7 protein-coding genes are annotated in these 14592 nt (G+C 63.0%); all 7 read right to left on the minus strand.

Annotation, left to right across the window (positions count from 1 at the left end):
• Positions 1–84: 84 nt before the first annotated feature.
• On the minus strand, positions 85–1440 hold the full coding sequence (locus tag HAHE_RS03970; RefSeq protein WP_338688802.1) for a gluconate:H+ symporter: 1356 nt from the start codon (positions 1438–1440) through the stop codon (positions 85–87).
• On the minus strand, positions 1440–2249 hold the full coding sequence (locus tag HAHE_RS03975) for a glucose 1-dehydrogenase (RefSeq protein ID WP_338688803.1): 810 nt from the start codon (positions 2247–2249) through the stop codon (positions 1440–1442). Before HAHE_RS03975 ends, HAHE_RS03970 begins: the two co-directional genes overlap by 1 nt.
• A 3-nt stretch (positions 2250–2252) precedes the next feature.
• Positions 2253–3269 carry a zinc-dependent alcohol dehydrogenase gene (locus HAHE_RS03980; protein ID WP_338688804.1) on the minus strand — a complete coding sequence of 339 codons (1017 nt, stop codon included), beginning with the start codon at positions 3267–3269 and terminating at the stop codon, positions 2253–2255.
• A gap of 118 nt (positions 3270–3387) precedes the next feature.
• Entirely contained in the window at positions 3388–3609 is a 222-nt protein-coding gene (locus tag HAHE_RS03985; RefSeq protein WP_338688805.1) for a helix-turn-helix transcriptional regulator, read from the minus strand.
• A complete protein-coding gene (locus HAHE_RS03990) occupies positions 3599–4045 on the minus strand; it encodes a hypothetical protein (protein WP_338688806.1) in 447 nt (148 codons plus the stop codon). The genes HAHE_RS03985 and HAHE_RS03990 overlap by 11 nt, the downstream gene beginning before the upstream one ends.
• Before the next feature lie 138 nt (positions 4046–4183).
• Positions 4184–10594, minus strand: a complete 6411-nt coding sequence (locus tag HAHE_RS03995; RefSeq protein WP_338688807.1) for a cadherin domain-containing protein — start codon at positions 10592–10594, stop codon at positions 4184–4186.
• A 114-nt stretch (positions 10595–10708) separates the two neighbouring features.
• Positions 10709–14572: a hypothetical protein gene (locus tag HAHE_RS04000; RefSeq protein ID WP_338688808.1), complete on the minus strand. Its 3864-nt coding sequence runs from the start codon at positions 14570–14572 to the stop codon at positions 10709–10711.
• Positions 14573–14592 lie beyond the last annotated feature (20 nt).

A 14592-nucleotide genomic window follows, 5' to 3' on the forward strand; every position in this document is an offset into this window, starting at 1 on the left:
CAAGATTCGTCAAAAACCCCGACACCTCAGAATCGGAGGCACGCCAAGAAAGACTGCAACCCTTCCCGCCCTGCACTCCGTGCTTCAAACAAAGCCCCAGAGCAAGAGCGCCATACCGAGGCCGACCACGGAGATGATGGTCTCGGCGACCGTCCACGACTTGAGGGTCTGTTTCTCGGTCAGTTGCAGGTAGCGGCTGATCATCCAGAAGCCGCTGTCGTTCACATGGGAAGCGGTCGTGGCACCGGCGGCAATCGCCGCCACCAGCAGGGCGAGGCGCATCGGGCTGAGGTCGGCATTCTCGACGAGCGGCGCCATCAGGGCGGCCCCGGCGGTCATCGCCACCGTCGCCGATCCCTGACTCACCCGAATCACCGCCGTGAGCAACCACGCGAGTGCGACGTAGCCGATCGGCAGCGCGGACATGCTTTCGGCCAACTTGCGGCCGGCACCGCTGTCGACGAGGATTTGCTTGAAGACACCCCCCGCCCCGGTGACGAGAATGATGATGCCCGCCGGGCCGAGCGCCTTGGTCGCCATCTCCTGGATCGCCTGGCGGTTTGCTTTCATCCGGAAAGTCATCACCGCCATCGAGGCGAGCGTCGACAGCACCAAGGCTACAATCGGATGACCGACGAAGGCGAGCGCCGCATGCCACGCTCCGCGGTTCTCGCTCCCGAGCTTCAGGTCCGCCAAGGACGCCGCGAGGATCAGCGCGATCGGTGCAAGGATCAGCGTCAGGGTGATCCACGCCATCGTTCGATCCGCGGGCGCTTCCTCTTCGTCCTCGATCGGCTCCGGAACTCCGAGCTTTAGACGTGGCACGATCCACTTCGCAAACAGGGGACCCGCCAGGATCGCACCCGGCAACCCGCAGACGATGCCCGCGAGGATCACCGGCCCCAATGAAACGCCAAGATACTCGGCCACGATGATCGGCCCCGGAGTCGGCGGCACGAACGAGTGGGTCACCGCCAATCCCGCCAGCAGCGGCAGGCCGAAATAGAAAGCCGGTTTGCGCTGGCTGCGCGCGAGGGCGAACAACAGCGGGCACAGGATCACCAACGCGGTGTCGAGAAACACCGGAATCGAGATAAGAAAGCCCGCGACCATCAACGCCCACGGCGCCCCTTTCGGTCCGGTCAGGCGGATCATCCAGTTCGCCAGCGCGCGGGCCCCGCCCGAGTGCTCAAGCATCGCTCCGAAGACCGCACCGAGGCCGACCAAGGTCGCCACCAGCCCCAGCGCGCCGCCCATACCGCCGACGATCGAAGCCGGGATCTCATCGACCGGCATGCCCACCGCAACGGCGAACACCAGACTCGAGACCAGCAGCGCGACGAAGGCCTGCCAGCGAAGCCAAAGGATCAGCACCAGCAGCAGGCCGATCGCTCCGGCAACGGCGATCAGCGGGTGATCGGAAAGCAGCACGGCCGTCATCAGGAATCGGCCTTTGTTGGGTTTGCACCGCGTGCCGGCACGGCCTGGACCGCGCCGACGGAAATCCCGCCGTCCACCAGCAGGGTCTGCCCGGTCACGTAGGCGCTCGCATCACTGGCAAGGAAAACGAGGGCGCCATCGAGATCACCCGGCGCACCGGGGCGCTTCAGCGGGATCTTCTCGGTCAGATACTCGACCCACGTTTCGTCCTCATACATCACCGCGTTCTGGGCCGTTTTGAACCACCCGGGCGCCAGACAATTCACCGTAACGCCGTACTTCCCCCAGTCGTCGGCCAGGCTCATCGTCAATTGCTTCACTCCACCCCGGCTCGCGCCGTAGGGACCGAGTCCGGCGTAGCCGCTCACGCAGGTCACGGAGCCGATGTTGATGATCCGCCCGTAAGCATGCCCGACCATCCGCCGCGCGCAGGCCTGGGCCACGAAGAAGACGCCACGCAGGTTGGTATCGAGCACCGTGTTCCAGTCGTCCCACGTGACGTCCAAGGCCGGCTTGCGCACGTTGCAACCGGCGTTGTTCACGAGAATGTCAATCTTTCCCGCTGCGCTCCACGCAGCTTCCATCGCCGACTCGATGCTTGCCTGCTCGCGCACTTCGAGCTCCACCGGCCAGGCACGACGGCCGAGGGCCCCGACTTCCGAAACCGTGTCCTTGAGATCGTCCGCATTACGTGCCGTCACCACCACGTCCGCTCCGGCCCGCGCCAGTGCCAATGCAAAACCCTTTCCCAGCCCGCGACTCGCTCCCGTCACGAGTGCCACCTTGCCTGTCAGATCGAATCCACTCATCGCTCAGTCTTCCTCTCCTCGCGCAGGCGCGATCAGCACTTTCAATGCGCCCTTGCGCGCAGCTTCTGCGAATGCCTCGACGCCTGTCTCGATCGGATGCACTCCGGAAACCAAGGGCCGCACCCGAATCGAACCATCAGCGATCGCCGCCAGCGCTTCGGGGTACTCGCCGGCAATCGCGCAGCTTCCGAGCACATCGAGCTCGCGCGTCACCACTGCCTGCAACGGCAGCGGCACCTCTGGCGACAGGTTTCCGACCAGCACCACGCGACCTCCCTTCCTCACCGACTTCACGGCCAGTCCGACCGTGAGCCCCACGCCGACCACTTCGAAGGCCACATCAAAATCGCTCTCTTGAAGCGCATCCGGCGGCGACGCCCCGTCCGCGCCCAGCTCGATGGCCAGCGCCAGGCGATCCGCATCCAGATCCACCGCCACCACCCGCTCGGCCCCCGCCCGCTTCGACGCTTGGACCACAAGCAAGCCGATCAATCCGGCACCCACGACCAGCACGGACTTTCCGGTGAGGCCACCCGCACGCTTCGCCGCGTGCAGCGCCACACCCACCGGCTCGGCGAAAGCGGCATCGGCAAAGGACAGCCCGTCCGGCAGGCGATGCACGATCCGCTCCGGGACCACCACATACTCGGCAAAGGCACCGTCACGATGAAACTCGCCGCACGACACGCCAACCACCTGACGTCGGTCGCAAAGGTTCACGCGGCCCTCCCGGCAGAAGCCGCACTCGCCGCACCACACGGTCGAGTCGAAGGTCACCCGCTCACCCTGTTTCCAATCACCGGCTCCCTCGCCAACTCCATCCACCACCCCGCTTGCCTCGTGACCCATGATCACCGGCGGGATGCGCCGGCCGCTGCTGCCGTCCATCCCGTGCAGATCACTGCCACAAATCCCGCAGGCCCTCACCGCGATCCGCAGCTCGCCCGGGCCGGGCTCGGGAACCGGCCGCTCGACGACCTCCAGCCGCGACGCCGCCACCAACTCAAGGGCTTTCATCATCGTCGGAGGCTCACCTCCACGCAGGACCGCGGCAAGACGGAAGGACGTGGCGCATGACATGCAGTGTTCCCTTCAACGCGCTCCCCGAAAGCAGGAGCTTGAGCGGAGCTGGCCCGTTCTACTCATCAATCCAGAAAACCTCTTCGACGCTCTTTCCGAACAACTGCGCAATTCTCAACGCGAGTGTCAGCGACGGCGTATATCCTTCCGCCTCCAGAGCCACGATGGTTTGCCGGGTCACTCCGACGTGATCCGCCAAAAACTGCTGGGTCATCCCCTCTTCGGATGCACGGAACTCCTTGATTCGATTTCTGATTCCCGGTTCCAGCTTACGAGGCATGGGCTTGCCTCCTGTAAAGAATGACGCCCGTCAGACCCTTGGCTCCGAAAAACAGTGCGAATTGGCTCCAGATCAACCAGTTGATCGTTGATTTGGGAACAAACCCGCCGTTCTCACCATTCCGTGGCCAGAGAACGATCACGATCATCGCCAGAAGCAAGACCCACCACGCGAACTCAAGCCCACGGCGAGTTGCCAGTCGCTCGATTTCCCGATCCCGCTCATCCATGATCGTCCTCGTGGTTCGGCTCCTTAGAAAAAAGAAACTGCACGCCACACCCCCCAGCAATACGAAACCTGCCGAAGCCCCATGGCCAAGGAACGGGATCAGGAAAAGGGTAACTACGATTGCAGTCATGGAGATCAACAACTCCAACCACGCCACCTTCTCCATCGCTGCTTTGCTATCAATGCCAGTCGGATGGTCCGCGTTCATCAGTGTAAAATAAACCATACATTAGACCATGTCTAGTTTATTTTACATTTCTCGCCGGAATATCCCAACGCAGTCCGTCCATGACTTCGAACAGGGTGACTCCATCCCGGTTCGGGATCCATGTCGCCAGCCCGCTCGTTACGGACTCGAAAGCCGCAGGAAATAGCGCCCGGCGGGTGGGATGAGAAGCCGCACCGTCATGCGACGGTAGCCCGGCTCTTCCGCCACGTCCGTGACGACCTCGTAGTCCACCCCGGACACGAGTGATCCCCAGCCGGTCAACCCTCCGCTGCCCTGCAGGAGATAGTCGGTTCCGAGTTCGAAACCATTCATGTAGCGCCACGTGTAAAGCGAATCCCCTACCGGTTGGGCGGGCAACATCGCGAAGATCGGCTGGTTCGGGGTCACGGGATCCAGCGGATCACCGCCGGTGAGCAACTCGAAAAACTCACTCACTCCGTCCTTATCCCCATCTCCTCCCGCGGTGGCCCCGCTGAGGTTGAAAAAATCCTCCCACGTATCCGGCAGTCCGTTCGCATTGGCATCCTCGTTCGCCACGTCGGTCACGTTCACCGTCACATCGGTCGTCACGCTCATCGGATTCGGCGCGAAATTGTCGGAAGCGGTGACCTGAAGAATGTAGGACGCCAACTCTTCATGGTCGAGCCAACCGGTCACCGCGATTTCGCCGGTGAGCGAGTCGATCGTGAAGAACTCGTCGGGATTCCCTCCGGTGATCGCATAGGTCAGGTTCGCCTGGTCGCTGCCGCCGCTCCGCACATCCGGGTCGGTCGCGTCAGCCGTGCCGGCGAACGTGCCGATCACACTGCCCTCCGTCACCGGAACATTCGTGATCCCACTGTGGGACGGCGGGACGTTGGCGTAGTTGTCGATCCACTCTTCCAACAACGCGATGCCCTCCTCGTCGAACCGGTTCGAGGCAAGCGGAGGCATCTGCGAGTAGCCGTTGAAGGTGCCGTTGATCGCGGTCCGCGCGTTGATCTTGTTCCAGATCGACGAGTTCGCCTTGTCGCCCGGACGAACGATGTGATCGGTCAGGTCGGGGGTACCTTCGCTCACAGGCTGACCGTAGAGCATGTGGGTCAGGTCGAGGCTCAACTCCGGCCGACCGTCCCATGAGTCCGGTGCGCCGCCACCGGGCTGGTGGCAGTAGGCGCAGTTCACCGCGAGGTAGGACCGGACCCGCTCCTCGAGATTCACACCTGACTCATCCGGCCGATAATGACGCGGCAGGCTTTCCGGATTCCCCGGGAATCCGCTCAGGTAACCGCCGTCGGAAAGCAGGGTCAGCAGGTTTCCGCTCTGGCCGTTGATGATGTCGTCCAGATTGAACTGGCGCGTGTTCGAACTCAGCGCATGTCCCGCGGTCGCCGTGTGGCAGGTCGAGCACTCCGCCCGCGACGGGATCTTCCACTCGAAACTCTGCGCGCCGCCCCCATCGTCGGTGAAGTTGATCGTGAACCCCTCGCCCTCCGTCGGCGACAAATTCGCCTCGGTGCCCGCCTCGTTCCAGCGGTAGGAAACCCCGTAGGAGCCCGCCGCATTGCGGACGAGGATGCGGGTCTCAAGCCGCTTCACGTTGGTGCCGGGGTTCTGCTGGTCGAGGTCGAATTCGAAATGCTTGATCCACACCATGCCCTCGGGGAACGACCATGGATCATCCTGTGAGTAGCCCATCGTGTCGGCCAGGTCCTTCATGACAAACCACCGGCGCTTCTCGGCCCCGTCCGACCAGAAGGTCAGGTTCGGGGTGTAGGCCACGACTCCCGGGTTGGGAGAAAGGTCGGCAAGATCGGCGAAAACGCCAGTCTCCGACAGTGTGGCCGGATAACCTTCGTCGTCCGTGCCTCCTTGTTCAGTGATCCGCATCACGCGACCGCTCGGGCTGTGCTCGAGGACGAAGATGTCCTTCGTGACGGGGTCGAGATTGAAATCGACGATGTCACCACCCCCGAGGCGCAAGTTGGTCAGTTCGGTCACCGTCCCGTCCCGCAGGACGCTCCAAATACGGCCCGAGCCGTAGTCACCACACACGTAGGAATCCGTGAGCTGGCCGAGTTCGCTGTCGCGATAGTAGATTCCTCCGGTCGCGCTGTTGTTTCCGTTCAGGTGTGGATAGGCGAACAGCGGAGCCTTGTGCGGGGTGGCGCCGGCCGGCATCGAGGCGTGCGAAACTCCTGGTGTCACGATATCGCCCTCGTAGTAGGACCAACCCGCGTTCTCCCCCTTCTTGAGAATGGTGAACTCCTCGCGGTCCGATTTCCCGACGTCCCCGATCCACGCCTCCGTCTCGCCGGTGCCATCCTCCTGATCGAGATGGAACTTGAACGGGTTGCGCAGGCCGAGAGCCCAGATCTCGGTGCGAACCGAAAGAAGCTGACCGGTGAGATCCTGGCCATTGAAGTCACCGGACCAGCCTCCTCCGAAACTCGTGTGGATGAAGGGATTATCGGGCGGCACCCGGAAGTTCGGGTCCTGGCTGACGGCATCCGTAAATGGCGTGTTCGGACTGTTGGCCCCGTTCAGCGGACCCACCGCGATGGCATAGTAAGGATTCGGCTTCGGATGGGTGGAGGCCGGATCCACATCGATGCGCAGCATGGAGCTGTAGAAATCCTTGGTGATCAGCTGGCCGTTCCGGTGAGGATCGCCCTGGTCACCTTCATCGCCGAAGCTGATGTAAAGATACCCGTCCGGGCCGAATTTCGCGTCGTTGATGCTGTGGTAGAGGTGCTGCTCCGCCATATTGATGAACGGATGCTCGGTCGCGAGGGCGGCGGCGTTCTCGCCCGCACTCATTCCGTTCGCCACCGCATCCGCGATGTGGGCCGGGGAAAGGGTGAACCGGGACACGCGCAAGTCACAGGTGATCTCCGTGTTGCTCACCCCGTTCTTGTCGAGACCCGTAATCACCGAGGTGTCGAAAGTGCCTCCGTTCATCGGAAGCCGGCTACCATCACCCTGGTAGTTTACGATGAGATTCCCGCTCGTCATGAAGTCGGGATACGGCTCGATCGAGTAGATGCTCCGGCCCCGTGTGTAATTCGAGAGCGAGGAAACATCGAGTATCGCATGCTTGGTCGGACTCGCCGCGGTCGTGTCGGGGACATACCAAACCGTGCCATTGATCGACGCCACCAGCAGCGCGTTGTCATTGCCCGGCACGGAGGACATCGCCACCGCGCTGGCAAAGGTCAGCCCGGGCAGTCCGTCCTCGACCACCAACTCGCCCACTCCTGCGGCCGGCGGATCGAGCGGGATATCCACCGTCACGTTTGCGAGCCGGAGCTCGCCACTGATCGTGATGAGCACGTCGGCCTCCGAGCTCAGCGTGGCGCCGGGGTTCTCGATTCGATAACGCAACACGTCGGCACCGGCGCCCGATCCGGTATGCTTGTATACGATCTCGCCGGTGGACGCGTCGACGCTGGCAGTGCCGGAGGTCGGAGCCGTCACCACCGTGACGGAGCCCGCGTCAATGCTGCCGGTGTCGTTGGCGAGGGGATCGAAGCGAATCGATCCGGTCACTCCAACTTCCACCGCGTCCTCGACCGCGACCGGCTCGAAACCGGCGATGGGCGGGACGTCGAGGTTCTGTCCGCCCGGATCGACGAAAATGTTGTCGATGTAGAAGTCCTTGTCGGGTGCGTGGATCAGGAGCAGCTGCTCGAGCGGGCTGGCCGTGCCGTTTCGGAACGCGAAGTCGTCTGCGACAAGGACAGGTCCGGACGATCCGACCGGGGAATCGATGTAGAGATCCATCGTGTCCGTCGCGTTGTCGGCCACCAGCCAGACCTGCATCCACTCGCCTTGCCGGAACGTGTAGGGCGTGTCGGTAAAGCCCGATCCGTTTCTCGGCGACAGGATCGTCTGATAGAAGCGCGACTGTGCCTCGAAATCCGAGAAGGTCGTCGGCGCCGACACGTCGGAAAGCCCGAGACTGAGGTTCGCCAGGCCGGCATCACTCGGGAAAAACAGCTCGAAGAAAAGAGTTCCGGTGGTCCCGTCACCGATGCGTGCGCCGCCGAGCGCCCGATCGATCACGCTGGTGCCGCCATGAATGAGATGCCCCACCTGCGAACGAAGTCCGGAGTCGGGATCGCTCGCCACCAAAGCCTGTGAGGGAGCAGAGGCACTCCAACCATTCACTCCGTCAATGCTGAGGCCAACGGCGTGCCCGACTTCGAAGTCCTCCACCAGAAAGAACCCGACCGCCCCGGCCGGCACCGAGCCGGCATTGCGCGGATCGGACCCGCCGGTCATCTCCGCGAGGTCGGAATACCCGTCCAGATCGCTGTCGATCTCGTTCGGATTGGAATTCGTCGGCACCACCCCCTGCCCCGGAAAACCGACGAGGCTGAAGTCCTCCTGCCCGTCGAGCAGGCCGTCGCCGTCGCTATCCGGCAACACCGGATTCGTTCCGGTCTGCGCGGCGGATACCCACGTCCCCGTGTTGTCCTCGACTCCGTCCGGCAATCCGTCAGCGTCGGTATCCGGGAGATCGGCGCGGGTCTGCACGCCGGAGAAACTTCCCGAGAACTCATCGAGATTGGAGAGGCTGTCGCCGTCCCGATCGCTGCCGGGTGCCTGGTCGCCGGACGCGTCATTCGGGTCGAGTGCGGTGCCCGGCGTGTTGTTGGCCAACTCGTATCCGTCATCCATGCCGTCGCCATCCGTATCGGCGTCGTTCGGGTCGGTGGCGGCATTGGCGAACTCGGTGTTGAGCGAACCGTTCTCCTCGGAGTCATTCACCCCGTCGCCATCACTGTCCGACGCGAGAGGGTCGGTGGGAGCACCGTCGTACGAGTTGCTCGTCCCCGCCACCTCGTCGCCGTCGAGGAGCGTGTCACCGTCCGTGTCCGTATCCAGCGGATCGGTCCCGGCAACGAACTCCCCGAGGTCGTTTAGGTTATCGGAGTCAAAGTCGGCGGTTCCGTCCCGTGTGGTATCACCGAAATTCGCCACCTCCCACGAGTCATCCATCCCGTCTCCATCGGCATCGGTCGGTGAGGTCAGGTTCACGCCGCCCGGGTCGATCGCGAGATTGTCGATGTACACATCCCCGCTGGTGCCCTGGATCGCGAGGAAATTGACGAGGTCCAGCGCGTCGCTGACCCGGAAAGCGAAGTCGTCCGCCACAAGGACCTGGCCGCTCAATCCGTCCGGCTCCTGCAGGTAGGCGTCGATGGTGTCGTTGGCGTTGTCCACCACCAGCCACACCTTCATCCACGTCCCGGTCCGCACGTCGAAGCCGGTGTCGGTGAAGACGCCGCCATCACGAGGCGAGACATCCACGTCGAAGATGCGGAACTGCGGACCGAAGGCCCCGTAGTTGTCCGGGGCCGGCTGGGTCGAAGCACCGAAGTTCACATTGGAGGTCCCGCTGCAATAGACCTCGAAGAAGACGGTTCCTACCGCCCCGTGGGGAATGCGGAAGACTCCAAGGTCCTTGAAGACGTCATTTCGGGTTCCCCCGATCAGCCTCCCCACCTTGCCGCGGCCGGCCGCCCCCGGGTCGTCCGCCACGAGGGCGCGGGTGCCGTCGTCCACCACCCACCCGTTCACTCCGTCCAGAGTCGATCCGGTCACGAAGCCGGGGTCCTCGAAGTCTTCGAGGGTCTGAAATCCGATCGCTCCTCCGGGCACGCTGCCGGCATCGTTCGGATCGGTCCCGGCGACGACCTCGACGCCGTCGAGGTAGCCGTCGGCGTCGGTGTCGGGATTGCCCGGATCCGACCAAGCCGGAGTCACGCCGGGGCCTTGGAAACTTCCGAGTCCGAAGTCCTCCTCACTGTCGAGAAGCCCGTCGTTGTCGCTGTCCCGCGGGACCGGGTCGGTCAGGTTCTGCGCGGCCGGATCCACGTAGATGTTGTCGAAGTAGGCATCCTGACCGTTGTTCTGAACCAAGAGGAAGGTGGACAGCGGATCAGAGGTGCCATTACGGAAGGCATAGTCGTCCGCCACGAGGACTTGCCCGCCACTCCCGCTCGGGCTCTCGACATACATGTCGACCTCGTCGCTGCCGTTGTTGGCGACCAGCCAAACCTTGAGCCAGGTGCCCGTGTCGAAATCGAAACCGGTATCGGTGAAGCCGCCTCCGCTGCGGGGAAAGATATCCGATCCGGAAAAACGGAACTGGGCCTCGAAGCTTCCGTATCCGCTCGGGGTTCCGACGTCCGAGAGTCCCATGCTCACGTTGGCGGTTCCCGCTCCGGCAGCCGGGAAATAGATCTCGAAAAACAGCGTTCCCGTCGCCCCGTCGCCGATCTCCGACGATCCGCCCAGAGCGCGAAACACCTGATCCTGCACTCCTTGCACGGAGTGCCCGACCATGCCGCGACCCGACGAACCGGGATCATTGGCGGCAAGGGCTCGGGAGGGATCTCCCGCACTCCAACCATTCACCCCATCGAGGGTGGAGCCCGACGCGAACCCGCTCTCGAAATCCTCGAGAAGCACGAACTGGGCGGACAGGGGATGCAGGCAGGCAACGAACGCGGCAAGGCCGGAGATCAGGCGCTTTGACATGGTGGGAACGAAGCTAGGGTTTGGAAGGTGGCAGGTGGGTCGACCGGAGAACCCTCCCCCTTCGCAAGAGGGGGAGGGAATCACAAGGGGGCGAATCGACTTCGCTCAGCGGGGTTAGGGCGTGTCCTCGACCCGGAAGAAATACTTGTCCGGGTTGGCATCGAGGAACGCCTTCGGCACCGTGAAGGTGTCGATGTTGTCGTAAGTCGCGGCAGCCTCTTCCGTGAACGCTGCCTGCAAGTCGGGAGAAGAGGTGAGGATGTAACCCGCACCACCCGGGCTGAAAGTGATCTCGAGATCCCCCAGTCCATTTCGAATCACCGAGGTGACCTTGAACTCGCCGAGCGCCGGCTTGGCGGCGGCCGGGGTCGTCAGGTTCTCCGCGGTCGGGTCGATGTAGATGTTGTCGATGTAGATCGGCTGGTTGTTGCCGGCCCCGTCAGCGGAAACGATCAGCAGCGTCCGGAGTGCTTCGGTGGTCCCGTTCCGGAACGAGAACACCCCATCCAGCGTCCCATCCTGCAGTTGGACCTGACCTGTCTCCCCAACTGGAGTCTCCCAGTAGAGGGTCATCTCGTCGGTGGCGTTGTTTGCCACGATCCAGACGTTGTACCACTCGCCAGCCGCATACGCACCGACATCGTCGAATGCCGCCGCGTCCCGGGCCCGGATGATCTCGCCGTTGAAAACCACGGCTTGCGTCTCGAAGTCGCTGAATGTCGTGGGCGAGTCCACATCACTCAGACCGACACTGTGGTTCACCTGATCGGTCGTGCAGTAGAGCTGGAAGAAGAGCGTCCCGGTGCTGTTCACACCATCTCCGAGGACCTGCAGGTCGAGGTCGCTGAGCGACTTGAAGACCGCATAACTTCCCGAGCCGTCGAACGACTCGATCGAACCGATCTGGTCCCCTCCGGCAATCGGCTCGTCCGCAACCAGAACACCCGGTTGATTGGCGGTCCAACCGTTCACTCCGTCGAAGGTGTTTCCGATCACCATGCCCGGACCCTCGAAGTTCTCGACGAGCTGGAAGCCGCTCGGCTGGGCCGGGGTGTCGGAATTGTCGTTCGGATCGCTGCCGTCCGCCACTTCGCGGTCATCGGGGAAGCTGTCACCGTCGGTGTCGGCAAGGTTCGGATCCGAGTTGGTCGGAAAGACACCCTGTCCCGGGAAGGAGGCCAGGTCGAAGTTCTCGTCGCCGTCGAGGATCCCGTCGCCGTCGGTGTCCGGGTTGGTCGGATCGGTGCCGGTCGCGTCGATGCTGAACCAGCTTCCGAAATTGTCCTCCTGTCCATCGTTCAGGCCGTCCGCGTCGGTATCGGCCAGATCGGCACGCGTTTGCGGGTTGGCGAGGAACTCGTCGAGGTTGCTCGTCGGGTTGGCGGGAATCGTGTTGTCGCCGTCCCGGTCGGCCGACGCCGCTTGGGTCGGATCGGTGCTGCCGTCATCGTTGGGGTCGAGCGCCGTGCCGGGTGTGTTGTTGGCCAACTCGTAGTCATCAGGGATGGCGTCACCATCCGTATCAGCGGCGTTCGGATCGGTGGGAGCGTTCGCGAAAGCGGTGTTCAGCGACCCGTTCTCCTCGAAGTCGTCCACCCCGTCGCCATCGCTGTCGGCCGCGAGAGGATCGGTCGGAGCTCCGTCGAAGCTGTTGGAGGTGCCGGCCACTTCGTCACCGTCCAAGAGCGTATCGAGGTCGCTGTCCGGGTCGTTCGGATCGGTCTCGTTCTGGTACTCGCCGAGGTCGGTGAGGTTGTCGCTGTCGAGATCGAGCGTGCCGTCACGGCTCAGATCCCCGAAGTTCACCATCTCCCACGCATCATCCATACCGTCGAGGTCGGTGTCGTTGGGATCAACGAGGTTTTGACCATTCGGGTCGATGTGGACGTTGTCGAAGTAGAAGGTCTGTCCGCCGGCTTGGACCGCGAAGAAGGTGAGCAGTGCCGTGGGAGACGCCACACGGAATCCGTAGTCGTCCGCGATCTGGACCTGGCCCAATTCACCTTCCGGACTCAGCACGTACATATCACTCGTATCGGTGGCATTGTCGACCACCAGCCAGACCTTCATCCACTGACCGACGCGTGCGTCGAAACCGGTATCGGTGAAGCCGCCGCCGTTGCGCGGAAAGAGGTCCGCCGCCGTGATTCGGAACTGCGGCGAGTAGGAGCCGTAGCTGCTGGGCGTCGACTCACTCGATGCCCCGAGGTTGATGTTGGCACTGCCTCCCGGGATGTAGGCCTCGAAGTAGATCGTGCCCACCTGGCCTTCCGGAATCTGGTAGCCACGCAGGGCGTTCTCGATGTCGTACTCGCCGTCGGGCGACGCGACTCCAACCAGACCCCGACCGCTCGCGGCGGGATCATTATCGACGGTTACGGAAGCAGGCTTTTCAATGCTCCAGCCGTTCAGTCCATCGAGCGTCTGCCCGGCGATGTATCCCGACTCGAAGCTCTCGATGAGTCGGAAGCCGACCGCGCCGACGGGGGTGTCGGTGTTGAGGGAGGGATCGTTGCCCTCCTCGATCTCGACGAGGTCGGTGACCGAATCGAGGTCCGAGTCGACCAGGTTCGGGTCGCTGTTGTTGGGAAACACTCCCGCGCCTTGGAAAGTGAGGTCCGGATTCTCGTTACCATCCGGGATGCTGTCCGCATCGCTGTCCACCAGAACCGGGTTGGTTCCCGTCGCGGTCACCGAGGTCCACGAGCCGGTGTTGTTCTCAACATTGTCGTCGTAGCCGTCGCCATCCGTGTCGCTGAGGTCGGCACGTGTCTGGACTCCGGAAAGGACACCATTCAATTCGTCGATATTGCTCAGGGTGTCACCATCCCGGTCTCCACCCGGGGCTTGGGTCGGGTCGCCCGAACCATCGTCATTCGGATCAAGGGCGGTGCCGCTGTTGTTGTTGGCCAGCTCGAAACTGTCCGAAAGGCCGTCCCCGTCGGTGTCAGGATCGTTGGGGTCGGTCGCGGCGTTCGCGAACTCTCCGTTCAGCGAACCGTTCTCCTCAAAGTCATCCACGCCGTCGCCATCACTGTCGGGGTCGCGCGGATCCGTGGGAGTGCCGTCGAAGGAGTTCGAGGTTCCAGCGAGTTCGTCGCCGTCGAGCAGCGTGTCACCGTCCGTGTCGTCGTTGTCGGGTTCGGTCTTGTTCTGATACTCCTCAAGGTCGGTGAGGTTGTCGCTGTCGAAGTCCAGCGTGCCGTCACGTGAGAGGTCGCCGAAATAGGTCACCTCGAAGAAGTCATCCATCCCGTCAGAATCGCTGTCCGTCGGGTCGCTCAGGTTCTCCCCGCTGTTGTCGATGTAAACGTTGTCGAGGTAGTAGGTCTGGTTGGCCGAACTCTGGAGGAACAGGGCGTTCTGGATGGCCGTACCGGCCGCTTTGCGAAAGCCGAAGTCGTTCGCCACTTGCTGCTGTCCGAAGCCGCCGGAAACACACTCGACGTAGGCGTCCATCTGGTCGGTCGTGCTGTTGGCCACGATCCAAACCTTGAACCATGCCCCTTGATCAACGAAGAGGCCGGTATCGACAAAGCCACCTCCGTCGCGCGGAGAGATCTCCTGGCCGTTCAGCCGGAACTGCGGACTGAAGTTTCCGAAGGTGGTCGGAGCGGCATCAATCGTCATCCCTCCGTTCATGTTCGAGCCCCCGCCGTTCGCGAGATAGACCTCGAAGAAGAGAGTGCCGGTCGTGCCGTCAGGGATGGTGTTGGTGACGCCGAGACTCTTGTAGAGGGCCGCGGTCGCTCCGGTCGCGAAGCGCACCACCGTACCACGGCCGGAGCTTGCCGGGTCGCTGTCGGCGAACGCCCGGCCTGCGGTCGGCGTGGTCCAGCCACTGGTTCCGTTGACGTCGTTGCCCGGCGTGAAGCCAATTTCGAAGTTGTCCACCAAGGCCCACTGGGCGCTGGCGGAGAGAGTGACCGCCATGGCAAGCGGCACGAGGAGGATGGGGTTGTTAGGTCTGGGTTTCATGGGTTTGGGGTTCGTTTGGA

This window comes from Haloferula helveola (assembly GCF_037076345.1).
In the GTDB taxonomy this organism is placed as follows: domain Bacteria; phylum Verrucomicrobiota; class Verrucomicrobiia; order Verrucomicrobiales; family Akkermansiaceae; genus Haloferula; species Haloferula helveola.